Raw genomic sequence first — 23,710 nt, forward strand, 5'->3', positions numbered from 1 at the left:
CGAAAAACGGGTCACGGAGGGCGCGCGGCGCATGACCGCAGGCCGCGCGCGGCTCGGAACAGGCCAGTATTTCAACACAGAAACCCCGCGCGCGCCCTTGCTGCACTGCAGCGAAAAGGACGCGCGGCCGGTTTCAGGCCTGCCAGGGCGGCAGTTCGCGCGTGGCGGCCGACAGCGCGGCGCGCTGCGTTTCCAGCGCCGCGCGCAGGGCCTCCCGCTCGGCCGGGCCGGCATGGGCCGCGGCCAGGTCGAGCGCGTGCAGCACCATCCAGTCGGCGCTGACCTCGAAGAAGTCGCGCAGCTGCGCGCGGGTGTCGCTGCGGCCGAAGCCGTCGGTGCCGAGCGTGCGCATGGGCGCGTGGACCCAGGCGCGGATCTGGTCGGGCACCGCGCGCACGTAGTCGCTGGCCGCCAGCACCGGCACGCCGGTCTCGCCGAGGCAGTGCGCCAGCCAGGCCGGCGCATGCGGCTGGCCCAGCGCGGCCGCGCGTTCGGCGGCGCGCGCGTCACGCGCCAGCTCGCTGTAGCTGGTCACGCTCCAGACCTCGCAGGCCAGGCCATGGTCGGCGTGCAGGCGCGCGGCCGCCTGCAGCGCCTGCGCCAGCGCGGGCCCGGCGGCCAGCAGCCGCACCCCGGGCGCGTCGCAGGCCTGTACGCGATGCATGCCGCGCAGAATGCCCTCGCGCGCGGCCGGGTCGTCGGGCAGGTTGGCCTGCGCGAGATTCTCGTTGGTGACCGTGAGGTAATAGAACTCGTCGTGCGCGTCTTCGAGCATGCGGCGCATGCCGTGCTCCACGATCAGCGCCACCTCGCAGGCCTGGGCCGGATCGTAGGCGCGGCAGTTGGGCACCGTGGCCGCGATCAGGTGGCTGGTGCCGTCCTGGTGCTGCAGGCCTTCGCCGCCCAGCGTGGTGCGCCCGGAGGTGGCGCCGATCAGGAAGCCGCGCGTGCGCTGGTCGGCCGCCGCCCAGATCAGGTCGCCGATGCGCTGGAAGCCGAACATCGAGTAATAGATATAGAACGGCAGCATCGCCAGGCCGTTGACCGAATAACTGGTGCCGGCCGCCGTCCACGACGAGATCGCGCCGGCCTCGGTGATGCCTTCCTCAAGGATCTGGCCGTCGCGCGCCTCGCGATACGACAGCACCGAGCCGATGTCCTCGGGCTCGTAGAGCTGGCCCTGGGCCGAGTAGATGCCGATCTGGCGGAACAGGTTGGCCATGCCGAAGGTGCGCGCCTCGTCGGCCACGATGGGCACGATGCGCGGCCCCAGCGCCGGATCCTTCAACAGCTGCGTGAGCATGCGCACGATGGCCATGGTGCTGGACATCTCCTTGCCCTCGGGCGCAAGCGCGAAGCCGGCCCATTGCGTGGCCGCGGGCACGGCCAGCGCGGGCGCGTCGGCGCGGCGGCGCGGCAGATGGCCGCCGAGCGCGGCCCGGCGCGCCTGCAGGTGGCGCATCTCGGCGCTGTCGGGGCCCGGCCGGTAGAAGCGCAGCGCCAGGCAGTCGGCGTCCGACAGCGGCAGCGCGAAGCGGTCGCGGAACGCCAGCAGCGCCGTGTCGTCGAGCTTTTTCTGCTGGTGCGTGGTCATCTTGCCCTGTCCGGCCGTGCCCATGCCGTAGCCCTTCTTGGTCTGCGCCAGGATCACCGTGGGCTGGCCCCGATGCGCCGCGGCGCGCGCGTAGGCGGCGTGGATCTTGGTCATGTCGTGGCCGCCGCGGCGCAGGCGGTCGATGGCCTCGTCGGGCCAGTCGGCCACCAGCGCGGCCAGCGCCGGGTTCTGGCCGAAGAAGTGCTGGCGGTTGTAGGCACCGTCGTTGGCCGCGAAGGTCTGGAACTGGCCGTCGACCGTGTGCGAGAAGGCGCGTGCCAGCGCGCCGCTGGCGTCGCGGCGCAGCAGGGCGTCCCAGTCGCTGCCCCACACCACCTTGATGACGTTCCAGCCCGCGCCCGCATACAGGGTCTCGAGCTCGTCGATGATGCGGCCGTTGCCGCGCACCGGGCCGTCGAGCCGCTGCAGGTTGCAGTTGACGACGAAGATCAGGTTGTCGAGCTTCTCGCGCGCCGCCAGCGTGAGCGCGGCGATCGATTCCGGCTCGTCCATTTCGCCGTCTCCGAAGATGCCCCACACCTTGCGGCCGGAGGCCGGCGCGAGATCGCGGTGTTCCAGGTAGCGCATGAAGCGCGCCTGATAAATGGCATTGATCGGGCCGATGCCCATCGAGCCGGTGGGAAATTGCCAGAAGTCGGGCATCAGCCAGGGATGCGGATACGAGGACAGGCCGCGGCGGCCCTGCGCGCGCGCCGTGATCTCCTGGCGGAACAGCGCGAGGTCGGCGTCGTCGAGCAGGCCCTCGAGATAGGCGCGGGCGTAGACGCCGGGCGCCGAGTGTGGCTGCATGTAGACGAGGTCCGCGCCGCCGGGCGCATCGGGGCCGCGAAAGAAATGATTGAAGCCCACCTCGAACAGGTCGGCGGCCGAGGCGTAGCTCGCGATATGGCCGCCGAGCTCGCCGTGCGCCTGGTTGGCCCGCACCACCATGGCCAGCGCGTTCCAGCGATTGATCGAGGCGATGCGCTCCTCCAGCGCGAGGTCGCCGGGGAAGGGCGGCTCGGCGTCGGCGCCGATGGTGTTGAGGTAGGCGCTGCGGGTCTGGCCGCCCGCCCGCACCCCCAGGCCCGCCGCATGCTCCAGCAGGCGCGCCAGCACGTAGGCCGCGCGCGGGGCGCCGTCGGCGTGGGTCAGCGCGCTCAGCGCGTCGCGCCATTCCGCCGTTTCCTGGGGATCGCTGTCGTGCTGGGACGGATCGGTGCCGGTGATGCCGGCGGCCTGGGCCTCGCGCATGGGGTGTCTCCGGGTATTGTGAGTCTGGTTGTAGCGCCATCCTAGCCCCGGCGGACGCGCAGAAGTGACCGAACGGGATGCGGGAATGCCCGCCTCTGCAGCATGTACCAGGGTCGAGGCGGGGCGAGGGCGGCAGAATCTGCTGCAAACCGGGGAGGGCGGTCGCCGCAAGGGCCGGCCCTTGTCAGGATATGTCCAGGGTGTGGACGCTAGAATCGCGCGGATGCATCGACAAAAGGAGGTGAGCGATGAATGATGGTGTGCGGGTCCCGGACGACATGTCCCTGCCCGAGCTGACGCTGCGCGGCGTCATTCTCGGCGCCCTCATCACGGTGATCTTCACCGCCTCGAACGTGTTCCTCGGCCTCAAGGTGGGGCTGACGTTCTCCTCGGCCATCCCCGCCGCGGTCATCTCGATGTCGGTGCTGCGCATGTTCAAGGGCGCCAACATCCTCGAAAACAACATGGTGCAGACGCAGGCCTCGGCCGCGGGCACGCTGTCGTCCATCATCTTCATCCTGCCCGCCCTCGTCATGCTGGGCCACTGGAGCGCGTTTCCGTTCTGGCAGACGATGGCCATCTGTGCGGCCGGCGGCATGCTGGGCGTGATGTTCACGATTCCCCTGCGCCACGTGATGGTGGTCAAGAGCGATCTGCCCTATCCCGAGGGCGTGGCCGCGGCCGAGATCCTGCGCGTGGGCAGCGCCGCGCGCGCCGAGGAGCGCGCGCAGGCCACCGGCCAGGCGCCGGCGGCGGGGCGGCCCGCGGGCGGCACCGGCATGGGCGACATCCTGTTCGGCGGCGGCGTGGCGGCCATCGTCAGCTTTGCCACCAGCGGCCTGCGCGTGCTGGCCGATGGCGCCAGCAGCTTCGTCGCCCTCGGCGGCGCCGTGCTGCGCCTGCCCATGGGATTCTCGCTGGCGCTGCTCGGCGCCGGCTATCTGATCGGCATCGTGGCGGGCCTGGCGATGCTGGTGGGCCTGCTGATCGCCTGGGGCGTGGCCGTGCCGGTGCTGACCGCCATGGGCGAGCGCGCGGCCGACCAGTCGCTGGCCGCCTACGCCACGGACCTGTGGGGCTCGCAGGTGCGGTTCATCGGCGCGGGCGTGATCGGCGTCGGCGCCATCTGGACGCTGGCGACCTTGTTCATGCCGATGGTGAAAGGGCTGCGCGCCTCGATGGGCATGGTGGGCAAGGGCGAGCGCCGCAGCGGCCCCGCGCCGCGCACCGAGCGCGACCTGCCGGCCGGCTGGGTGATCGGCATTTCGCTGGTGCTGCTGGCCGTGCTGGTGTTCACCTTCGCCTCGTTCATGAGCGCGGCGCCGCTCACGGCCGGACGCATCGGCGTGCTGGTCGCCTACGCGGTGCTGTTCGCCTTCGTGTTCGGCTTCCTGGTGGCGGCCGCCTGCGGCTACATGGCCGGCCTGGTGGGCTCGTCGACCAGCCCGATCTCGGGCGTGGGCATCGTCGCCATCGTGCTGGTGTCGCTGCTGATGGTGCTCATCAACGACGGCGGCGGCCTGCTCGGCAGCGACGAGGGCGTGCGGCTGGCCATCGCGCTGGCCATCTTCACCACGTCCGCCGTGGTGGCCGTGGCCTCGATCTCGAACGACAACCTGCAGGACCTCAAGACCGGCTGGCTGGTGGGCGCGACGCCCTGGCGCCAGCAGGTGGCGCTGTTGATCGGCTGCGTGGTGGGGGCGGCGGTGATCTCGCCCGTGCTGGACCTGCTCTACAACGCCTATGGCTTTGCCGATGCGCTGCCGCGCGCCGGCATGGACCCCGATCAGGCGCTGGCCGCGCCGCAGGCCACGCTGATGCTCGCCATCGCGCAGGGCATCTTCACCCATCAACTCAACTGGACCATGATCCTGATCGGGATGGCGGTCGGCGTCGCGCTCATCGTGATCGACGGGCTGCTCGCGCGCACCTGCCGGGTGGCGCGCCTGCCGGTGCTGGCGGTCGGCATCGGCATCTACCTGCCGCCCACCGTCAGCGCGCCCATCGTGGTCGGCGCGTTCCTGGCCTGGGTGCTCGAGCGCGCGCTGCGCCGGCGCGCGCAGGCCGCCGGACAGCCCTACGAGCAGTACGCGGATGCGCCCAACCGCCGCGGCGTGCTGATCGCCTCCGGCCTGATCGTGGGCGAGAGCCTGGTCGGCGTGCTGCTGGCCGCCGTGATCGGCTTCAGCGGCCAGAACGCGCCGCTGGCGCTGGTGGGCGAGGGCTTCGAACCGGTCGCGCGGTGGCTCGGGCTTGGCGTATTTGCCCTGGTGGCGGTGTGGATTGGACGCCGGGTCTTGAACCGCGCCTGATTTGCGTCGTATTCTGGAGACAGTGTGGCCGGGCCGGCGAGGCCGACCCGGCAATGACCGATTGCCGATAATGGCGACGCGTAGACAACGTTATGCGCGGCGAAGCCGCAGGCATTCTTGCCAGGAATGCATCCATGTTTGATCTTCGTTGAATGTCACGCGCTTGCAGCAAGACGCCCCCAATATCAAAGGGGTATACTGCCGACACGGCTTTCGAGGCTTGTACGTGCCTTCTGCCCCTGCTATCCGCTAAACGGGAAGCCCGTGTCGCGGAAGGTTTTCCTGCATCGTATGCGAGTGAAGCACTCGTCAAGGTGAAGCGACATTATGTCTACGGAATCAGAATCCAAAGTATCCTCCTATCTGTTCGGCGGTAATGCGCCTTATGTAGAAGAACTCTACGAACAGTATCTCGACAATCCCGGTTCGGTGGCCGACAACTGGCGCGAGTATTTCGACCAGCTGCAACATGCCCCCGCGACCGACGGTCAAGAATCCACGCGTGACCAGGCTCACGCGCCCATCGTCGAATCGTTCTCGCAACGCGCCCGCGCCAATGCATTCCTGCAACGCGCCGCCGAGCCCGACCTTTCCGTCGCCAGCAAGCAGGTCTCGGTGCAATCGCTGATTGCCGCCTACCGTTCGCTGGGTTCGCGCTGGGCCGACCTGGATCCGCTCAAGCGCCAGGAGCGCCCCGCGATCCCCGAGCTCGATCCGGCCTTCTACGGCCTGACCGAAGCCGACCTGGATCAAACCTACTCCGCCACCAACACCTACTTCACGACCGCCAGCACCATGACGCTGCGCGAGATCCTGAAGGCGTTGCGCGACACGTATTGCCGCTCGGTGGGCGCCGAGTTCTCGCACATCTCCGATCCGGCCGCCAAGCGCTGGATCCAGCAGCGTCTCGAATCGACGCTGTCGGCCCCGACCTACTCGGCTGAAGAAAAGCGCCACATCCTGCAGCAGCTGACCGAGTCCGAAGGCCTCGAGCGCTTCCTGCACACCAAGTACGTCGGCCAGAAGCGCTTCTCGCTCGAGGGCGGCGAAAGCTTCATCGCCTCGATGGACGAAGTGGTGAACCACGCCGGTGAAGCCGGCGTGCAGGAAATCGTGGTCGGCATGGCCCACCGCGGCCGCCTGAACCTGCTCGTGAACATCATGGGCAAGATGCCCGGCGACCTGTTCGCCGAGTTCGAAGGCAAGCACGCCGAAGGCCTGACCGACGGCGACGTGAAGTACCACAACGGCTTCTCGAGCGACATCTCGACCCGTGGCGGTCCGGTGCACCTGTCGCTGGCGTTCAACCCCTCCCACCTGGAAATCGTCAACCCGGTGGTCGAAGGCAGCGTGCGTGCACGCCAGGAACGCCGCGCCGACACCGAGGGCAAGCAAGTGCTGCCGGTGCTGGTGCACGGTGACGCGGCCTTCGCCGGCCAGGGCGTCGTGATGGAAACCCTCAACCTGGCCCAGACGCGCGGCTACGGCACGGGCGGCACCCTGCACATCGTCATCAACAACCAGATCGGCTTCACCACGTCGGATCCGCGCGACTCGCGCTCGACGCTGTATTGCACCGACGTGGTCAAGATGATCGAAGCCCCGGTGTTCCACGTCAACGGCGACGATCCCGAAGCCGTGGTGTTCGCCACCCGCCTCGCGCTCGACTACCGCATGGAATTCCGCCACGACGTCGTGCTCGACATCGTGTGCTTCCGCAAGCTCGGCCACAACGAGCAGGACACCCCGTCGCTGACCCAGCCGCTGATGTACAAGCGCATCGGCCATCACCCCGGCACGCGCAAGCTGTACGCCGACAAACTGGTCACGCAGGGCGTGCTGGCCGAAGGCGATGCCGATCAGCTGGTCAAGGACTACCGTCAGGTCATGGAAGATGGTCAGCGCACCATCGAGCCCGTCCTGACCGACTACAAGAGCAAGTACGCGATCGACTGGTCGCCGTTCCTGGCGTCCAAGTGGACCGACCAGGCCGACACCGCCGTGCCGCTGGCCGAGCTCAAGCGCATCGGCGAGCGCATCACGACGACGCCGGAAGGCTTCACCGTGCACCCGCTGGTCAACAAGCTGCTCAACGACCGCCGCAACATGGCCAAGGGCGAGCAGAACCTCGACTGGGGCATGGGTGAACACCTGGCCTTCGCCACCCTGGTGGCCTCGGGCTATGCCGTGCGCATCACCGGCCAGGATTCGGGCCGCGGCACGTTCACGCACCGCCACGCCGTGCTGCACGACCAGAACCGCGAGCGCTGGAACGACGGCACCTACATCCCGCTGCAGAACGTCTCCGAAGGTCAGGCGCCGTTCACCGTGATCGACTCGGTGCTGTCCGAAGAGGCCGTGCTGGCCTTCGAATACGGCTACTCGTCGGCCGAGCCCAACACGCTCACCATCTGGGAAGCCCAGTTCGGCGACTTCGTCAACGGCGCCCAGGTCGTGATCGACCAGTTCATCAGCGCCGGCGAAGCCAAGTGGGGCCGCCAGTCGGGCCTGACCATGATGCTGCCGCACGGCTACGAAGGTCAGGGTCCGGAGCACTCGTCGGGCCGTATCGAACGCTTCCTGCAGCTCTGCGCCGACAACAACATCCAGGTGGTGCAGCCGACCTCGGCTTCGCAGATCTTCCACCTGCTGCGTCGCCAGATGATCCGCCAGTTCCGCAAGCCGCTCGTGATCTTCACGCCGAAGTCGCTGCTGCGCAACAAGGACGCCGGTTCGCCCCTCACCGACCTGGCCGGCGGCAGCTTCCGCCCGGTGATCGGCGAAGTCGACGAATCGATCAAGGCCGCTTCGGTCAAGCGCGTGCTGGCTTGCTCGGGCAAGGTCTACTACGATCTGGTCAACGCGCGCCGCGAACGCGAAGCCGACCACGTCGCGATCGTCCGCGTCGAACAGCTCTACCCGTTCGCCCACAAGGCGTTCGAGACCGAGCTGCGCAAGTACCCGAAGGCGACCGAAGTGATCTGGGTTCAGGACGAACCGCAGAACCAAGGCGCTTGGTTCTACGTCCAGCATCACCTGTACGAAAACATGGTCGAAGGCCAGAAGCTGGCGTACGCCGGCCGTGCCGCCTCGGCTTCGCCCGCGGTGGGTTACCTGGCCAAGCACCAGGAACAGCAGAAGCAGCTCATCGAGCAGGCCTTCGCCGCGAAGTACAAGGGCTTCATGCTGACCAAGTAATCCAGCGACCCAGAACATCAACTCTACGGAATTCATTACCATGGCTATTACCGACGTTGTCGTTCCTCAACTCTCCGAATCCGTTTCGGAAGCCACCCTGCTGACCTGGAAGAAGCAGCCTGGCGCCGCAGTCGAGGCCGACGAAATCCTGATCGAAGTCGAAACCGACAAAGTGGTGCTGGAAGTCCCCGCGCCGGCTTCGGGCGTCCTGTCCGAAATCGTGGCCGGTGACGGCAGCACCGTCACCTCGGGCCAGCTGATCGCCAAGATCGACACGGCCGCCAAGGCCGGCGCTGCCGCGCCCGCCGCTGCCGCTGCTGCCCCGGCCGCCGCTGCGCCGGCCGCTGCCGCCGCGCCGGCTGCCGCCGCCGCCCCGGCCAGCAACGCCGCTGCCGGCGTCGCTTCGCCCGCCGCCTCGAAGATCCTCGCCGAGAAGGGCGTGGACGCCGCCAACGTCGCCGGCTCCGGCCGCGACGGCCGGGTGACCAAGGGCGATGCCCTGGCCGCCCAGGCTGGCGCCGCTCCCGCCAAGGCCGCCGCCGCCCCGGCTGCCCCGGCCACGTTCTCGCTCGACGGCCGTCCGGAACAGCGCGTGCCGATGAGCCGCCTGCGTGCCCGCGTGGCCGAGCGCCTGCTGCAATCGCAGCAGGAGAACGCCATCCTGACGACGTTCAACGAAGTCAACATGCAGGCCGTGATCGACCTGCGCAACAAGTACAAAGAGAAGTTCGAAAAGGAACACGGCGTGAAGCTCGGCTTCATGTCCTTCTTCGTCAAGGCCGCCGTTGCCGCGCTGAAGAAGTACCCGCTCCTGAACGCCTCGGTCGATGGCAAGGACATCATCTACCACGGCTACTTCGACATCGGTATCGCCGTGGGCAGCCCGCGCGGCCTGGTGGTGCCGATCCTGCGCAACGCCGATCAGATGACGATCGCCGACATCGAAAAGACCATCGCCGACTTCGGTCGCCGCGCTGCCGACGGCAAGCTGGGCATCGAAGAAATGACCGGTGGCACCTTCTCGATCTCCAACGGTGGCGTGTTCGGTTCGATGCTCTCGACCCCGATCATCAACCCGCCGCAATCGGCCATCCTCGGCGTGCACGCCACCAAGGAGCGCCCGGTCGTCGAAAACGGTCAGATCGTGATCCGCCCGATCAACTACCTGGCCATGTCCTACGACCACCGCATCATCGACGGCCGCGAAGCCGTCCTGGGCCTGGTGGCCATGAAGGAAGCGCTGGAAGATCCCCAGCGTCTGCTGCTGGATCTGTAATCCGACAGCGACGGGCGAAAGAGCAAAGGCTGTTTCGCCCGTTTTTACGCTGGCCGCCCCACGCGCGGGCGGCTGGTCCCGGCGCACACCGGACGCTGCGATGCGTCCGCGCCGATGGAGCCGCCCACAGGGGCCTCCAGCCTGAACCTCACTCATCGCGAGAACACTATGTCCAAACAATTTGACGTCGTCGTCATCGGTGCCGGCCCCGGCGGCTACATCGCGGCCATCCGTGCCGCCCAGCTCGGCATGAGCGTCGCGTGCATCGACGCCTGGCAGAATGGCGAAGGCGGTCCGGCGCCCGGCGGCACCTGCACCAACGTCGGTTGCATCCCGTCCAAGGCCCTGCTGCAGTCCTCGGAAAACTACGAAGAGGTCAACACCCACTTCGCCGAGCACGGCATCGAAGTCAAGGGCGTGACCCTCAAGCTCGACACGCTGATCGGCCGCAAGAACAAGGTCGTCAAGCAGAACAACGACGGCATCCTGTACCTGTTCAAGAAGAACAAGGTCACCTTCTTCCATGGCAAGGGCGCGTTCGCCGGCCAGGTCGAAGGCGGCTGGGGCATCAAGGTCAGCGGCACCACCGAAGAAGACCTGGTGGCCAAGCACGTCGTCGTCGCCACCGGTTCCTCGGCGCGTGAACTGCCGGGCCTGCCGTTCGACGAAAAGACCGTGCTGTCCAACGACGGCGCGCTGAACCTGTCGGCCGTGCCGAAGAAGCTCGGCGTCATCGGCGCCGGCGTGATCGGCCTCGAAATGGGCAGCGTGTGGCGCCGCCTGGGCGCCGAAGTCACCATCCTGGAAGGCATGCCCGATTTCCTCGCGGCCGCCGACCAGCAAGTGGCCAAGGAAGCGCAGAAAGCCTTCGCCAAGCAGGGCCTGGACATCCAGACCGGCGTGAAGATCGGCGAAGTGAAGGCCACCGCCAAGGGCGTGACCATCCCCTACACCGACGCCAAGGGCGGCGAGCAGAAGCTGGTGGTCGACAAGCTGATCGTCTCGATCGGCCGCGTCCCCTACACCGGCGGCCTGAACGCCGACGCCGTGGGCCTGAAGCTCGACGAGCGCGGCTTCATCGTGGTCGACGCCGACTGCAAGACCAGCCTGCCCAACGTCTGGGCGGTGGGCGACGTGGTGCGCGGCCCGATGCTGGCGCACAAGGCCGAGGAAGAGGGCGTTGCCGTGGCCGAGCGTATCGCCGGCCAGCACGGTCACGTCAACTTCGCCACCGTGCCGTGGGTCATCTACACCTCGCCGGAAATCGCCTGGGTCGGCCAGACCGAACAGCAGCTCAAGGCCGAAGGCCGCGAGTACAAGGCCGGTTCGTTCCCCTTCATGGCCAACGGCCGTGCGCGCGCCATGGGCGACACCACGGGCTTTGCCAAGGTGATCGCCGATGCCAAGACCGACGAGGTCCTGGGCGTGCACATCATCGGCCCGATGGCCTCCGAGCTGATCGCCGAAGCCGTGACCATCATGGAATTCCGCGGCGCCGCCGAAGACATCGCCCGCATCTGCCACGCGCACCCGACCCTGTCGGAAGCCGTGAAGGAAGCGGCGCTGGCCGTCGACAAGCGCACGCTGAACTTCTGATGCGTGTCCGGGCCACCGGCGGTGCAGACCGCCGGCGCCCGGTGCCGCGGGCGCCTGCCCGCGGCCGAATCGGGGCGGATCGCGCGATCCGCCTTTTTGCTTTCTGGAGTGCTGCTCTCCGATGAACGTCCGCGAATACTACGAACATGCCCTGGCCGAGCGTGGCTACAAGCCCGATGCCGCGCAGGAACGCGCGATCGAGCGCCTGCAACGCTATTACGACGACTGGGTGCGCTTCAAGGCGATGCGCTCCAATGCGCTGAAGAAGCTGCTGAATCGTCCCGACGTGCCGCGCGGCGTGTACCTGTGGGGCGGCGTCGGACGCGGCAAGAGCTTCCTGATGGACGCCTTCTACGCCACCGTGCCGGTGGTGCGCAAGACGCGCCTGCACTTCCACGAATTCATGCGCGGGGTGCACCGCGAGCTCGAGAACGTGAAGGGCATGCAGGACCCGCTCGACGAGGTCGCCAAGCGCGTGGCCAAGCGCTACCGCCTGATCTGTTTCGACGAGTTCCACGTGTCGGACGTGGCCGACGCCATGATCCTGTACCGCCTGCTGCTCAAGCTGTTCGAGTACGGCACCTCGTTCATCATGACGTCGAACTACGAGCCCTCCACGCTCTATCCCGACGGCCTGCACCGCGACCGCATCCTGCCGGCCATCGAGCTGATCAAGTCGCGCATGGACGTCATGAACGTCGACACCGGCGTGGACTACCGGCTGCGCTCGCTCGAGCAGGTGCAGTCGTATCACCATCCGCTCGACGACGCCGCCCAGGCCGCGCTGCAGGACGCCTTCGACCGGCTCTCCGACACGCCGGCGCAGGATCCCGTGCTGCACATCGAGCATCGCGAGATCCGCGCGCTCGCGCTGGGCGGCTCGGTGGTGTGGTTCGACTTCGCCACGCTGTGCGGCGGCCCGCGTTCGCAGAACGATTACCTCGAGCTGGCCAACCGCTTCCACACCGTCATCCTGTCGGGCGTGCCGCGCATGGGGCCGCGCCAGGCCTCGGAGGCGCGCCGCTTCACCTGGCTGATCGACGTGTTCTACGACCACAAGGTCAAGCTCATCATGTCGGCCGAGTGCCCCGCCGACGAGATCTATACCGAGGGGCCGCTGGCCAACGAGTTCCACCGCACCGTGTCGCGCATCCTCGAGATGCAGTCGCGCGAATACCTCGAGGCCGAGCGCCGCAAGAGCGCCACGCTCTGAGCGCGCCGCCCCGCCGCACCAAGACCGCGCATTGCGCGGTCTTTTTTTTGCGCGTCAGCGGCGTGCCGGGTGCGCGCGCGGCAGCGTGAGCGCCCAGAACAGCAGCGCCAGCAGGCTGAGCGCGGCGCCCAGCGCGCACACCGCGGCCCAGCCGCCGTAAGCGTAGGCACGGGTCGCGCCGTAGCCGCCCAGCCCGCTGCCCACCGCATAGAACAGCATGTAGACCCCGATCAGCCGCCCGGCCGCGTCGGGGCGGGCGCGCAGGATCAGCGATTGATTGGTCACGTGCAGCGCCTGGCCGCCCAGGTCGAGCAGCAGGATGCCCACGACGAGGGGCCACAGCGACGCCTGCCAGTGCGCCAGCGGCCACCACGCCAGCAGCAGCAGGGCGAGCGCCAGCGCGCTCGCCTGCTGGGCGCGGCCGCGGTCCGACCAGTGCCCCGCCCGCGCCGCGGCCAGCGCGCCGGCCGCGCCCACCAGGCCGAAGGCGCCGATCGCCGCATGGCCGTATTCGTAGGGCGGCGCGCTGAGCGGCAGCACCAGTGCGCTCCAGAACACGTTGAAGCTGGCGAACAGCAGCAGCGCCAGCATGCCGCGCACGCGCAGCACCGGCTCGTCGCGCAGCAGCGTGAGCATCGATCCCAACAGTCGGCGGTAGGGCAGGGGCCGCGCCGGCGGCGGCAGCGCGGGCAGGCGCCGCCACAGCGGCCAGGCCAGCAGCAGCATCAGGCCTGCGGCACAGACATACACCGCGCGCCAGCCGGCGAGCTCGCTGATGGCGCCCGAGTAGACCCGCGCGAGCAGCAGCCCCACCACCACGCCGCCCTGTGCCGCGCCGACCACGCGGCCCTGTTCGGCGGGCGCGGCGGCGGTGGCCGCATACGCGATCAGGCCCTGCGTCATGGCCGTGCCCAGCATGCCCACGGCGAGCATGCCGGCCAGCAGCGGCAGGGCCGAGCGCGCCCCGGCCACCAGCGCCAGCGCGGCCGCGAGCGCGAGCAGCTGGGCCGTCAGCAGGCGGCGCCGGTCGGCCCGGTCGCCCCACGGCACCAGCAACAACAGCGCCAGCGCGCAGCCCGCCTGAGTGGCGCTGACCACCATGCCCACATCGGCGCGGGCGATGCCGAAGTCACGTGCCAGCGCGTCGAGCAGGGGCTGGGCGAAGTACACATTGGCCACGCACAGGCCGCTGGCGCAGGCCAGCAGCAGGACCTGGCCGGGCCGCAAGGGCGCCGGCGCGACGGAGGCGGGAAGGGAGGCGGACGCCTGCATGAAGGGCTCCTTGTGGTTTCAAATAAAAACCAGTTGGAGCATAGGCATTCCGGTTTTAAAATGCAACCACAAAGCGGTAACGGGTAACGGCGGGCGCACGGGCGCCCCTCACAAGGAAACCATGCCATGGCACGTCGCTCCGACGCCGCCGCGTCGACCTGCCCGGTCGCGCGTTCGGCGGATCTGCTGGGAGACCGGTGGGCACTGCTGATCGTGCGCGATGCCTTCGACGGCATGCGCCGCTTCAGCGATTTCCAGCGCAGCCTGGGTGCGGCGCGCAACATCCTGGCCGACCGGCTCAAGCGCCTGGTGGAGGCCGATATCCTGGCCCTGCAGCCGGCCTCCGACGGCTCGGCCTACCAGGAATACGTGCTCACGCCGCGCGGCGAGCAGCTGTTTCCGCTGGTGGTGGCGCTGCGCCAGTGGGGCGAGCGCCATTTGTTTGCGCGCGGCGAGCCGCACTCGGTGCTGCTGGACGTGCGCAGCGGCCGCGCGCTGGCGCCGATGGTGCCGCGCGATGCGCAGGGCGAGGTGATCGCGCCCGCCGATACGCGGGTGCGCAAGCCGCGCTAGCGCCTCAGCGCAGCGTGGCCACGTAGCGCTCGGCCACGGGCTGCAGGCGCTCGGTGGCGAAGGCCTCTTTCATGGCCTCGGTTTCCTCGCCGGGGGTGCGGCCGAAGAAGCGCTTGAATTCGCGGTTGAACTGCGACGGGCTTTCGTAGCCCACGCGGGTGCAGGCGGCCGCGGCCGTGATGCGTTCGCGGATCATCAGCAGGCGCGCCTGGTGCAGCCGGGTCGACTTCACGTACTGGATCGGCGAGGTCTGCGTGACGGCGCGGAAGTGCAGGTGGAAGGCCGCCACGCTCATGCCGGCTTCGTCGGCCAGGCCGCTCACGTCGAGCGCCTCGGCATAGCCCGTGTGGATGCGGCGCAGCGCCTTCGCGATCTTGCCGAAATGGCCGTGCTGCGCGAGCGCGGCACGCACCGCGCCGCCTTGCTCGCCCATCAGCACGCGATAGCTGATTTCGCGCACGATGGCCGGGCCCAGCACCTCGGCCTCGAGCGGATGCGCCAGCGCGCGCAGCAGCCGCAGCGTGGCGTGCGCGAGCGTGTCGTCGAGCGGGGTGGAGAGGATGCCGCAGGGCGGCGCGGGCGCGTGATGGCCCGACTGGTCGATCGCCAGCACCAGGTCGGCCACCGCGGTCATGTCGAGCTGGATCGACATGGCGAGCAGCGGCTGTTCGGGGCTCGCCTGCGTTTCGGTACAGAAGGGCAGCGGCACCGACAGCACGAGATAGTGCTGCGCGTCGTAGATGTAGATCGAGTCGCCCAGGAAGCCGCGCTTCTGGCCCTGGAACACGATCACGATGCTGGGCTCGTAGAGCACCTGCGTGCGCGGCAGCGACCGGTGCGAGCGCATCAGCTTCACGCCCGGCAGCGCGGTGAGGGTATAGCCCTCCGTCGGCGCGAGCTGTTTGACGAGCGCGACGGTCTGGTGCGTGAGGGCGGGGTCGACGTGGGCGGCCATGCTGGAATCTGCTGAGATGAGGAAAGTAGCAATAGACCATAAATCTGCCCCGTGATGGTGCTTGCTCTCAAAAAAATGGAGGAATAGGCAATAACGGGAGAGTCCTGGATATTTCCCCAGTTGCGGGGGATCCCTAAGATGTCGCTCAACGTCGGGAAGGTCCCGGCGGGTGTCGTACCTGAAGGAGTCCAGCCATGAATATCAAGAATCCCGCGCTTTTCTCCCGAGGCCCACGAAGCCATTCGGGGCGCCGGGGCGCGGCGCTCCCGGTGTGGGGCGCGCAGGCGCTGGCCGAGCGTGGCGTCGATCGCGACGCGCCCGGCGATCCCGATCGGTTTCTCGGCACCTGGGTCACGGCCGATGGCGCGGCGCGCCACGAGCTGCAATCCAATGGCCGCTATCAGGAGGCCCGCAACGGCCAGTCGCGCCGCATCGGCGGACGCTTCTGGATCGAGGGCAACTACATCGAATACCGCGACGACAGCGGCCACGCCGCCGATGGCGTGTTCCGCGACGGCAAGCTGCACCACGCCGGCTTCGTCTATCACCGCATGGAGGCATGAATGGATGGCGTCGACGTGATTGCGGATTTCTTCAAGCCCACGCCGCCGGCCCGCCCGCCGGCGCCGGCCATCGCGCCGCTTCCGGCCGAGGTCGAACCCACCGCCCCCGACGCGCCGCCGGCGCCGGACCTCGAGTCCGCCTGACCGGGCCGCGGCGGCCGGCGCTCACGGCGCGAGCGCGCCCTCGTGGCGCAGCAGCCAGGCCTTGGCCTCGAGCCCGCCGGCAAAGCCGGTGAGCGTGCCGTTGCTGCCGATCACGCGGTGGCACGGGGCGATGATGGAGATCGGATTGCGGCCGTTGGCCGCGCCCACCGCGCGCACCGCGCCCGCCGACCCCACGGCCTGCGCGATCTGCGCATAAGTGCGCGTCTGTCCGTGCGGAATCGCCAGCAGCGCGCGCCAGACCCGTTGCTGGAACGGCGTGCCGGCGAAGTCGAGCGGCACGTCGAAGCCGTCACGCCCCCCCTCGAAATACGCCTGCAGCTGCGCGCGGGCGCGCTGCAGCGTGGGATGCGCGGGCGACTCCTGCAGCGCCGCCAGCACGACGCGGCGCGGCCGTGCGGCATCCTGCGGCCACAGCACGGCGGCCAGCGCCTCGCCGCGCGCCACCAGCGTCAAGCGGCCCACCGGGCTTTCGAACGAGAGGCAGGGCAGGGCGGGAGCAGTCATGGCGTGCGGCTCGGTGGCAGGGGGCATGCCGGCATTGTAGGCAGGACGGCGGCGCCGCCGCCTCCCGGCGCTTGCGGCCGAATTCGTCCTGTCACCGCCTGAAATCGATAAAAGTCGCGCGCGCAACGATACGGGTGTCCCGTGTTTAATTAAGAATGATTATAATTTGCGGACGTAGCGCGATCGCGCCCGGCTTTCCGGGTTTCCGCGCCCGCCTGCGTGCATTGCCGCCGGGAGATCGCCCGGTCAGGCATCCCAACGAGACACGGGGCATGTGCGCGGCCGCCAAGGGGGGCGGCCCGCATTCCGTATCACCACAAGGAAAGCAATATGCGCATCATCAAATCCGTCGCAGCGCTCGCGCTGCTGGGCTGGACCAGCATGGCTTCGGCCCACTTCGTGTGGCTCGAGCCCGCCGGCGATTCCAAGGTCCGCGCCTACTTCGGCGAGTGGGCCGACGACCAGCGCGAGAAGGTCGACGGATTTCTCGGCAAGGTGATCACCGAGCCCAAGGTCAACGGCAAGGCCACCAAGCCTGCCGGCAAGGGCGCGGATTACTTCGAGTTCGATGCGCGCGCCGATGCCCGCCTGGGCCAGGCCGTGCTGTTCAAGGAAACGCTGGTCGACTACAACGCCCGCCTGGGCCGCCAGGACACCAAGGGCGAGCTGCCGCTGGAGATCGTGCCGACGGCCGCCGGCTCGAACACCTTCGTGCTGACCTTCGAAGGCAAGCCGCTGGCCAAGACCGAAGTCACCGTGTTCGGCCCGCCGAAGTGGCTCAAGCAATACCACACCGACGAAGCCGGCAAGTTCACCATCGAGACCCCGTGGTCGGGCCAGTACGTGCTCGAAGCCGGTCACGGCGTCGAGAAGACCGGCGAACACGACGGCAAGCCGTTCAAGAAGGTTCGCTACGTCACCACCCTGACTTTCGAACAAGCCAAGTGAAAGCGCCCGTATCCGGCGCAGGCATGCTGCGCTACCGCTTCATCGTCGCATCGCGCGCGATAGCCGCCATCGGCGGCGGCTACGCGCTGGCCTCGGCCGTGGCCGCCTTCCTGGCGGTCTGGCTGCCGATGAGCCGTCTCGACGCCGTCGTGACCGCACAGCTGGCCTCGTTCGTGGTCTACGCCTGCGCCGTGATATGGGTATTTGCGACGCGCACCACGGTGCGCGCCTGGGTGGGCATCATTGCGCCCACCCTGGTTTTCGCGCTGTTGTATTGGGTAGGACGGGCATGAGCACGGTCGCCGAGAATTTGCCGCCGGCCAGGAAGCCGGTTCCGCAGGGTGAAGGCCTGCGCCAAGCCATGTCGTGGCTGCACACCTGGTCGGGCCTGATCTTCGGCTGGGTCCTGTTCGCGATGTTCCTGACGGGCACGCTGGCCTTTTTCCGGCCCGAGATCACGCGCTGGATGCAGCCCGAGATCGAGGTGCAGAAGGTGCCGCCCGCGCAGGCGCTGGCCATCGCCCAGAAGTATCTCGGCACGCACGCCGCCGATTCGAACCGCTGGTTCATCTCGCTGCCGTCCGATCGCGAGCCCGCGATCCATCTGTCGTACCAACGCGAGAAGCCGCCGCCAGGCGAGCGCGCATTCAAGCGCGTCACGCTGGATCCCGCCACCGGCGACGTGCTGTCGGCGCGCGAGACGCGCGGCGGCGATTTCTTCTACCGCTTCCATTTCGAGCTCGAAATGGGCTTCCCGTGGGGGCGCTGGATCGCCAGCATCGCCGGCATGTTCATGCTGGTGGCCATCATCAGCGGCGTCATCACGCACAAAAAGATCTTCACCGATTTCTTCACGTTCCGGCCCAAAAAGGGCGGGCAACGCGCCTGGATGGACGGCCACAACGCCCTGTCGGTGCTGGGCCTGCCGTTCCACCTGATGATCACGTTCAGCGGCCTGATCCTGTTCGTCTTCATGCTGATGCCGGCCAGCATCCTGGCCGCCTACGACAACGATCGCCAGTATTTCGACGAGATGTTCCCGGCCTTCAAGGTGACCAAGCCCACCCGGCAGGCCGCGCCGCTGGTCGACCTGAACACCGTGCTGGCCCAGGCCGAGGCCGGCTGGGAAGGCGGGCGCGCCGGCCGCATCGTGGTCAATCACCCCAACGACGCGGGCGCGGTCGTCACCGTCACCCGCTCCATGACCGAGCGCGTGTCGTTCGGCCGCATGGCGCCGACCAACACCTACAACGGCGTGACCGGCGAGCTCGTGAGCGAAGCCGAGGCGCCCAGCGCCGCCGCCGTCACGGCCGGCACCATCGTGGGCCTGCATCTCGGGCTGTTCGCCGAGCCGCTGCTGCGCTGGTTCTATTTCCTGGTGAGCCTGGCCGGCACGGCCATGGTCGGCACCGGCCTGGTGCTGTGGATCGCCAAGCGGCGCCAGAAGGCGCCGAAGGGCGCGCAGCGCGAGGCGTTCTCGCTGCGCCTGGTCGACGCCCTGAACGCGGGCACCATCGCCGGCATCTTCGCCGCGATGGCCGCCTACTTCCTGGCCAACCGCCTGCTCGATCCGCAGCTCGCCGATCATTCCCGCATGGAAGTGCGTGTGTTCTTCTGGGTCTGGGGCCTGTCGTTCGTCTACGCCTTCCTGCGCCAGAAGACCAAGTGGCGCGACCTGATGGGCCTGGCCACGCTGCTGTTCGCGCTGATTCCGCTGGTCAACGTCTTCACCACGCAACGCCATCTGGGCGTGTCGCTGCTCAAGGGCGACTGGATCATGGCGGGCTTCGACCTGACCTGTCTCGCCACTGCGCTCACGCTGGGCTGGATCACCTACAAGTCCGGCCGCGCCAAGCCGCAGCCCGCGGCCCGTGCCGCGCGCCCGGCGCCCGCGGCCAAGCCCGCCCCCCAGCCGGCGCCCGTTGCGGGCGCCGACCGGGCCGAGGCCAAGCCCGCGCCGATCGACACCAACCCCTCCGCCGCCACGAGGTGACGAAATGAATGCTGCCGCCTTCTGCCTGGCCTACGCCGGCTTCGCCGCGCTCTGCCTCGGCATGGACCGCCACTACGAAGACCTCTTCGACCGCAGCCTGCCGCGGCGCCACCGCGTGTTCCTGCGCAGCCTGGGCTGGCTCGGCCTGACGCTGTCGCTGCTGGCCTCCGCGCGTGCCTGGGGCTGGAGCTACGGCACCGTCGAGTGGATCGGCATCCTCAGCATCGCCGGCCTGCTGCTGATCTGGGCGCTCACCTACCTGCCGCGCGTGGCGCTGGCCGCCGGCGGCGCCTGCGCCGTCGCCGCGCCGGTGTTTGCCTGGGTCGCCTGACGCGGCGCCCGCCGTGCCGGCCGCGTGGCGGCGGGCACGGTAAACTGCAGCCTGTCGTCGACCACTTCCAGGCTTCAATCGCGTCATGAACACCCGCGTCCTCACTGGCATCACCACCACCGGTACTCCCCACCTCGGCAATTGGGCCGGCGCCATCCGCCCGGCGATCCAGGCCAGCACCCAGCCCGGCGTCGACGCGTTCTTCTTCCTCGCCGACTACCACGCCCTCATCAAATGCGACGATCCGGCCCGCGTGGCCCGCTCGCGCCTGGAGATCGCCGCCACCTGGCTGGCCGGCGGGCTCGACACCGATCGCGCCACCTTCTATCGCCAGTCCGACATCCCCGAGATCCCCGAGCTGTGCTGGCTGCTCATGTGCGTCACGGGCAAGGGCCTGATGAACCGCGCGCACGCCTACAAGGCCTCGGTCGACCAGAACACCGCCAAGGGCGTGGAAGCCGACGACGGCGTCACGATGGGGCTGTTCTCGTATCCTGTGCTGATGGCGGCCGACATCCTGATGTTCAACGCCAACAAGGTGCCGGTGGGCCGCGACCAGGTCCAGCACATCGAAATGACGCGCGACATCGCGCAGCGCTTCAACCACCTGTACGGCCGCGAGTTCTTCGCGCTGCCCGACGTGGTCATCGAGGAAGACGTGGCCACCTTGCCCGGCCTCGACGGCCGCAAGATGTCCAAGAGCTACAACAACACGATCCCGCTGTTCGAAGGCGGCGCCAAGGCGCTGCGCGCGGCGGTCTCGCGCATCGTCACCGACTCGCGCCAGCCGGGCGAGCCCAAGGATGCCGACAGCGCCCACCTGTACACCATCTTCCGCGCCTTCGCCACGCAGGCCGAAGCCGCCGAGTTGCGCGCGCAACTGGAAGGCGGCATGGGTTGGGGCGACGCCAAGGAGGCCCTGATCCAGCGCCTCGAGCGCGACATCGCGCCCATGCGCGAGCGCTACGACGCCCTGATCGCCAACCCGGCCCGCATCGAAGACATCCTGCAGGCCGGCGCCGACAAGGCCCGCAAGCTGGCCCGTCCGCTGATCCAGGCGCTGCGCGAGGCCGTCGGCCTGCGCAACCTGGGCAGCGGCCCGGTCAAGGCGGCGCAGGGCGCGAAGAAGGCCGTCAAGGGCGCGCGCGTGGTGAGCTTCCGTGACGACGACGGCTCGTTCCGCTTCCGCCTGCTGGGCGCCGAGGGCGAGGAGCTGCTGGTGTCGGGCAGCCATGCCGATCCCAAGGCCGCTGGCGCGCTCCTGAAGCGCCTGCAGCAGCCCGGCGAGGCCGAGGTGGCCCTGGATGGCCAGGCGGTCGTGGCACGCTTGGAGGGCGCCGAGATCGCGCGCAGCGCGCCGGCCGCAGATGCGGCCGCGGCCCAGGCGCTGCAGGTGCAGGTCCAGGACGCGCTCGCCTCGCTGGCCGCTTGAGCCGGCCGCGCCCGCCCACGTGGCGGGCGGGGCAAGAAAAAACCGCCGGAAGCAGTTCGCTTCCGGCGGTTTTTTTCTTGCGCGTCAGGCCAGGCTCAGCGCTTGAGCTTGGCGAAGGCGTCGGCCATCGCGCTGTTGCCCAGGCCGGCGCCGCCGCGGCCACTGTCGCCGCCCTGCGGACGGCGGCCGCCACGATCGCCACCGCGCGGCGCACCGGCGCCGGCGCCGCCCGCGTTGCCGCGGCGTGCCGGCTCGGCCGGGTCGTTCAGGCGCATGGTCAGGGCCACGCGCTTGCGCTGCACGTCGACCTCGAGCACCTTCACCTGCACCGTCTGGCCCACTCGCACCACGTCGCGCGGGTCCTTGACGAATTTCTCGGCCAGGGCCGAGATGTGCACCAGGCCGTCCTGGTGCACGCCGATGTCGACGAAGGCGCCGAAGTTGGCCACGTTGGTGACCACGCCTTCCAGCAGCATGCCCGGGTGCAGGTCGTTGAGCGTTTCCACGCCTTCCTTGAACTGCGCGGTCTTGAACTCGGGGCGCGGATCGCGGCCCGGCTTTTCGAGCTCGGCGAAGATGTCGCGCACGGTCGGCAGGCCGAATCGCTCGTCGGTGAATTCGCTCGGCGACACGCCCTTGAGCGCCTCGCGCTGGCCGATGATCTGCTTCACGTCGGCCTTGATGCGGGCCACGATGCGCTCGACCACCGGATACGCTTCCGGGTGCACGGCCGAGGCGTCGAGCGGATTGTCACCGCTCGGGATGCGCAGGAAGCCGGCGGCCTGCTCGAAGGCCTTGTCGCCGAAGCGCGGTACCTTGAGCAGCTGCTGGCGGGTCGGGAACGCGCCGTTTTCGTCGCGCCACGCCACGATGTTCTTGGCGAGCAGCGAGTTCAGGCCCGACACGCGCGCCAGCAGAGCGGCCGAGGCCGTGTTCACGTCCACGCCCACCGCGTTCACGCAGTCTTCCACCACCGCGTCGAGCGAGCGCGCCAGCTCGCGCTGGTTCACGTCGTGCTGGTATTGGCCCACGCCGATCGCCTTGGGATCGATCTTGACCAGCTCGGCCAGCGGATCCTGCAGGCGGCGCGCGATCGACACGGCGCCACGCAGCGTGACGTCGAGATCGGGGAACTCCAGCGCGGCCGTCTCGGAGGCCGAATACACCGACGCGCCGGCCTCCGACACCACCACGCGGGTGAGCTTCATGTCGGGGTTCAGGCTCATCATGTCGCCCACCAGCTTCTCGCTTTCGCGCGACGCGGTGCCGTTGCCGATGGCGATCAGCTCGACCTGGTGGCGCTTGCACAGCGCGGCCAGCGTGGAGATGGTGCCCTCGCGGTCGCGGCGCGGCTCGAACGGATACACGGTGGTGGTGTCCACCACCTTGCCGGTGCGGTCGATGACCGCGACCTTGCAGCCGGTGCGGATGCCGGGGTCCAGGCCCAGCACGGTCTTGGGGCCGGCCGGCGCGGCCAGCAGCAGATCCTTGAGGTTGGCCGCGAACACGCGGATGGCCTCGGCCTCGGCGGTTTCGCGCAGCGTGCCGAACAGCTCGCTCTCGAACGCCGTCAGCAGCTTCACGCGCCAGGTCCAGCGGCACACCTCGCCGAGCCAGCGGTTGCGCGGGCTCGCGTCGAGCGCGAACAGATTGCCCAGCTTCAGGAAGCTCGCCACGCGTGCCACGCACGGGTGCGGCACCTGCGCTTCCAGCTCGGCGTCCAGGCCCAGGCGCAGCTCGAGCACGCCTTGCTGGCGGCCGCGCAGCAGCGCCAGGATGCGGTGCGAGGGCAGGGTGCGCACGGTTTCGCTGAAATCGAACCAGTCGCGGAAATTCGCGCCGTCGTTTTCCTTGCCGTCGACCATCTTGGAATACAGCAGGCCGGTATTCCAGAGGTGTTCGCGCATGTCGGCCAGCAGGTCGGCATTCTCGGCGTAGCGTTCGGCCAGGATGTCGCGGGCGCCGTCGAGGGCGGCCTTGGCATCGTTGATGCTGGCTTCGGGATTCAGGTATTGCGCGGCCAGGGCGGCCGGGTCGCAGGCCGGATCGGCCAGGATCGCGTCGGCGAGCGGCTCCAGGCCGGCTTCGCGCGCGATCTGCGCACGGGTGCGGCGCTTGGGCTTGTAGGGCGCATACAGGTCTTCGAGACGCTGCTTGGTGTCGGCGCTGCCGATCTCTTTCTGCAGCTCGGGCGTCATCTTGCCCTGCTGCGAGATGGATTCGACGATCGCGATCCGGCGCTCTTCGAGCTCGCGCAGATAACCCAGGCGCACTTCCAGATTGCGCAGCACCGTGTCGTCCAGGCCGCCGGTGGCTTCCTTGCGGTAGCGGGCGATGAAGGGCACGGTGGCGCCATCATCGAGCAGTTCGACAGCGGCCGAGATCTGTGCGGCGCGGGCGCCGAGTTCGGTGGCCAGTTGGGCAAGGATCCGGGCGTGATCGACGCTCGGCGTGGCGGGCGTGGTGACGGAAATTTCGGACATCTCGATACCGCGGCTAAGGGAAAACAAGGGGCGGATTGTGCCACAAGC

Annotated in this window: 18 protein-coding genes; 13 read left to right on the top strand and 5 right to left on the bottom strand. The window is 68.8% G+C overall.

The window, feature by feature from the left end; genetic code table 11:
* Positions 1-133: 133 nt before the first annotated feature.
* Positions 134-2,848 carry an alpha-ketoglutarate dehydrogenase gene (gene mdeB, locus CEG14_RS07400; RefSeq protein ID WP_094825707.1) on the bottom strand — a complete coding sequence of 905 codons (2,715 nt, stop codon included), beginning with the start codon at positions 2,846-2,848 and terminating at the stop codon, positions 134-136.
* A gap of 248 nt (positions 2,849-3,096) precedes the next feature.
* Between mdeB and CEG14_RS07405 the strand changes: the two genes are divergently transcribed.
* From CEG14_RS07405 to zapE, 5 genes are all read left to right on the top strand, one after another.
* The gene (locus CEG14_RS07405; RefSeq protein ID WP_094825708.1) at positions 3,097-5,160 is read left to right on the top strand and encodes an OPT family oligopeptide transporter; all 2,064 of its coding nucleotides are present in this window, start codon (positions 3,097-3,099) and stop codon (positions 5,158-5,160) included.
* Positions 5,161-5,487: 327 nt separating this feature from the next.
* Positions 5,488-8,358, top strand: coding sequence for a 2-oxoglutarate dehydrogenase E1 component (locus CEG14_RS07410; protein ID WP_094825709.1), 2,871 nt, complete (start codon positions 5,488-5,490; stop codon positions 8,356-8,358).
* Positions 8,359-8,398: 40 nt separating this feature from the next.
* Positions 8,399-9,634, top strand: coding sequence for a 2-oxoglutarate dehydrogenase complex dihydrolipoyllysine-residue succinyltransferase (odhB, locus tag CEG14_RS07415; protein WP_094825710.1), 1,236 nt, complete (start codon positions 8,399-8,401; stop codon positions 9,632-9,634).
* 168 nt (positions 9,635-9,802) lie between these two features.
* A complete protein-coding gene (lpdA, locus tag CEG14_RS07420; RefSeq protein ID WP_094825711.1) occupies positions 9,803-11,230 on the top strand; it encodes a dihydrolipoyl dehydrogenase in 1,428 nt (475 codons plus the stop codon).
* 121 nt (positions 11,231-11,351) lie between these two features.
* Positions 11,352-12,443, top strand: coding sequence for a cell division protein ZapE (gene zapE / locus CEG14_RS07425; RefSeq protein WP_094825712.1), 1,092 nt, complete (start codon positions 11,352-11,354; stop codon positions 12,441-12,443).
* A gap of 54 nt (positions 12,444-12,497) precedes the next feature.
* Here the strand turns inward: zapE and CEG14_RS07430 are convergent, their stop codons facing one another.
* Positions 12,498-13,715, bottom strand: a complete 1,218-nt coding sequence (locus CEG14_RS07430; RefSeq protein ID WP_094825713.1) for an MFS transporter — start codon at positions 13,713-13,715, stop codon at positions 12,498-12,500.
* 126 nt (positions 13,716-13,841) lie between these two features.
* Between CEG14_RS07430 and CEG14_RS07435 the strand changes: the two genes are divergently transcribed.
* Positions 13,842-14,288, top strand: coding sequence for a winged helix-turn-helix transcriptional regulator (locus tag CEG14_RS07435; RefSeq protein WP_094825714.1), 447 nt, complete (start codon positions 13,842-13,844; stop codon positions 14,286-14,288).
* Positions 14,289-14,292: 4 nt separating this feature from the next.
* On the opposite strand, the gene CEG14_RS07440 is transcribed toward CEG14_RS07435, so the two are convergent.
* Positions 14,293-15,243, bottom strand: a complete 951-nt coding sequence (locus tag CEG14_RS07440) for an AraC family transcriptional regulator (RefSeq protein WP_094825715.1) — start codon at positions 15,241-15,243, stop codon at positions 14,293-14,295.
* Positions 15,244-15,437: 194 nt separating this feature from the next.
* On the opposite strand from CEG14_RS07440, the gene CEG14_RS07445 reads away from it, so the two are divergent.
* Together CEG14_RS07445 and CEG14_RS26285 are read left to right on the top strand one after the other, a co-directional pair.
* Positions 15,438-15,806: an Atu4866 domain-containing protein gene (locus CEG14_RS07445; protein WP_094825716.1), complete on the top strand. Its 369-nt coding sequence runs from the start codon at positions 15,438-15,440 to the stop codon at positions 15,804-15,806.
* The gene (locus CEG14_RS26285; RefSeq protein WP_176461405.1) at positions 15,807-15,950 is read left to right on the top strand and encodes a hypothetical protein; all 144 of its coding nucleotides are present in this window, start codon (positions 15,807-15,809) and stop codon (positions 15,948-15,950) included.
* Positions 15,951-15,971: 21 nt separating this feature from the next.
* Here the strand turns inward: CEG14_RS26285 and CEG14_RS07450 are convergent, their stop codons facing one another.
* Complete coding sequence (locus tag CEG14_RS07450; RefSeq protein ID WP_094825717.1) at positions 15,972-16,475, bottom strand: methylated-DNA--[protein]-cysteine S-methyltransferase; 504 nt, start codon at positions 16,473-16,475, stop codon at positions 15,972-15,974.
* Positions 16,476-16,805: 330 nt separating this feature from the next.
* On the opposite strand from CEG14_RS07450, the gene CEG14_RS07455 reads away from it, so the two are divergent.
* The 5 genes from CEG14_RS07455 to CEG14_RS07475 all read left to right on the top strand — a co-directional run bounded on the left by CEG14_RS07455 (position 16,806) and on the right by CEG14_RS07475 (position 21,179).
* Complete coding sequence (locus tag CEG14_RS07455; RefSeq protein ID WP_094825718.1) at positions 16,806-17,423, top strand: DUF4198 domain-containing protein; 618 nt, start codon at positions 16,806-16,808, stop codon at positions 17,421-17,423.
* Positions 17,420-17,716, top strand: coding sequence for a DUF3649 domain-containing protein (locus CEG14_RS07460; RefSeq protein WP_255032148.1), 297 nt, complete (start codon positions 17,420-17,422; stop codon positions 17,714-17,716). The genes CEG14_RS07455 and CEG14_RS07460 overlap by 4 nt, the downstream gene beginning before the upstream one ends.
* Positions 17,713-19,416, top strand: coding sequence for a PepSY-associated TM helix domain-containing protein (locus tag CEG14_RS07465; RefSeq protein WP_094825720.1), 1,704 nt, complete (start codon positions 17,713-17,715; stop codon positions 19,414-19,416). Before CEG14_RS07460 ends, CEG14_RS07465 begins: the two co-directional genes overlap by 4 nt.
* A 4-nt stretch (positions 19,417-19,420) precedes the next feature.
* Positions 19,421-19,747 (top strand): DUF3325 domain-containing protein, encoded by a 327-nt coding sequence (locus CEG14_RS07470; RefSeq protein ID WP_094825721.1) that lies wholly within the window; start codon positions 19,421-19,423, stop codon positions 19,745-19,747.
* Between the two features lie 85 nt (positions 19,748-19,832).
* The gene (locus CEG14_RS07475; protein ID WP_094825722.1) at positions 19,833-21,179 is read left to right on the top strand and encodes a tryptophan--tRNA ligase; all 1,347 of its coding nucleotides are present in this window, start codon (positions 19,833-19,835) and stop codon (positions 21,177-21,179) included.
* A gap of 95 nt (positions 21,180-21,274) precedes the next feature.
* Here the strand turns inward: CEG14_RS07475 and tex are convergent, their stop codons facing one another.
* Positions 21,275-23,662: an RNA-binding transcriptional accessory protein Tex gene (tex, locus tag CEG14_RS07480; protein ID WP_094825723.1), complete on the bottom strand. Its 2,388-nt coding sequence runs from the start codon at positions 23,660-23,662 to the stop codon at positions 21,275-21,277.
* Positions 23,663-23,710: the final 48 nt, after the last annotated feature.

The organism is Bordetella genomosp. 1 (genome assembly GCF_002261335.1).
GTDB lineage: Bacteria > Pseudomonadota > Gammaproteobacteria > Burkholderiales > Burkholderiaceae_B > Bordetella.

What these genes read in the sequence shown, in the direction of transcription:
- CEG14_RS07475 (WP_094825722.1), top strand. Translation starts at nt 19,833, where the DNA reads ATGAACACCCGCGTCCTCACTGGCATCACCACCACCGGTACTCCCCAC.
- CEG14_RS07455 (WP_094825718.1), top strand. Translation starts at nt 16,806, where the DNA reads ATGCGCATCATCAAATCCGTCGCAGCGCTCGCGCTGCTGGGCTGGACC.
- mdeB (WP_094825707.1), bottom strand. Translation starts at nt 2,848, where the DNA reads ATGCGCGAGGCCCAGGCCGCCGGCATCACCGGCACCGATCCGTCCCAG.
- CEG14_RS26285 (WP_176461405.1), top strand. Translation starts at nt 15,807, where the DNA reads ATGGATGGCGTCGACGTGATTGCGGATTTCTTCAAGCCCACGCCGCCG.
- CEG14_RS07405 (WP_094825708.1), top strand. Translation starts at nt 3,097, where the DNA reads ATGAATGATGGTGTGCGGGTCCCGGACGACATGTCCCTGCCCGAGCTG.
- CEG14_RS07440 (WP_094825715.1), bottom strand. Translation starts at nt 15,243, where the DNA reads ATGGCCGCCCACGTCGACCCCGCCCTCACGCACCAGACCGTCGCGCTC.
- tex (WP_094825723.1), bottom strand. Translation starts at nt 23,662, where the DNA reads ATGTCCGAAATTTCCGTCACCACGCCCGCCACGCCGAGCGTCGATCAC.
- CEG14_RS07410 (WP_094825709.1), top strand. Translation starts at nt 5,488, where the DNA reads ATGTCTACGGAATCAGAATCCAAAGTATCCTCCTATCTGTTCGGCGGT.
- odhB (WP_094825710.1), top strand. Translation starts at nt 8,399, where the DNA reads ATGGCTATTACCGACGTTGTCGTTCCTCAACTCTCCGAATCCGTTTCG.
- CEG14_RS07450 (WP_094825717.1), bottom strand. Translation starts at nt 16,475, where the DNA reads ATGACTGCTCCCGCCCTGCCCTGCCTCTCGTTCGAAAGCCCGGTGGGC.
- CEG14_RS07465 (WP_094825720.1), top strand. Translation starts at nt 17,713, where the DNA reads ATGAGCACGGTCGCCGAGAATTTGCCGCCGGCCAGGAAGCCGGTTCCG.
- CEG14_RS07430 (WP_094825713.1), bottom strand. Translation starts at nt 13,715, where the DNA reads ATGCAGGCGTCCGCCTCCCTTCCCGCCTCCGTCGCGCCGGCGCCCTTG.
- CEG14_RS07435 (WP_094825714.1), top strand. Translation starts at nt 13,842, where the DNA reads ATGGCACGTCGCTCCGACGCCGCCGCGTCGACCTGCCCGGTCGCGCGT.
- CEG14_RS07470 (WP_094825721.1), top strand. Translation starts at nt 19,421, where the DNA reads ATGAATGCTGCCGCCTTCTGCCTGGCCTACGCCGGCTTCGCCGCGCTC.
- zapE (WP_094825712.1), top strand. Translation starts at nt 11,352, where the DNA reads ATGAACGTCCGCGAATACTACGAACATGCCCTGGCCGAGCGTGGCTAC.
- CEG14_RS07445 (WP_094825716.1), top strand. Translation starts at nt 15,438, where the DNA reads ATGAATATCAAGAATCCCGCGCTTTTCTCCCGAGGCCCACGAAGCCAT.
- lpdA (WP_094825711.1), top strand. Translation starts at nt 9,803, where the DNA reads ATGTCCAAACAATTTGACGTCGTCGTCATCGGTGCCGGCCCCGGCGGC.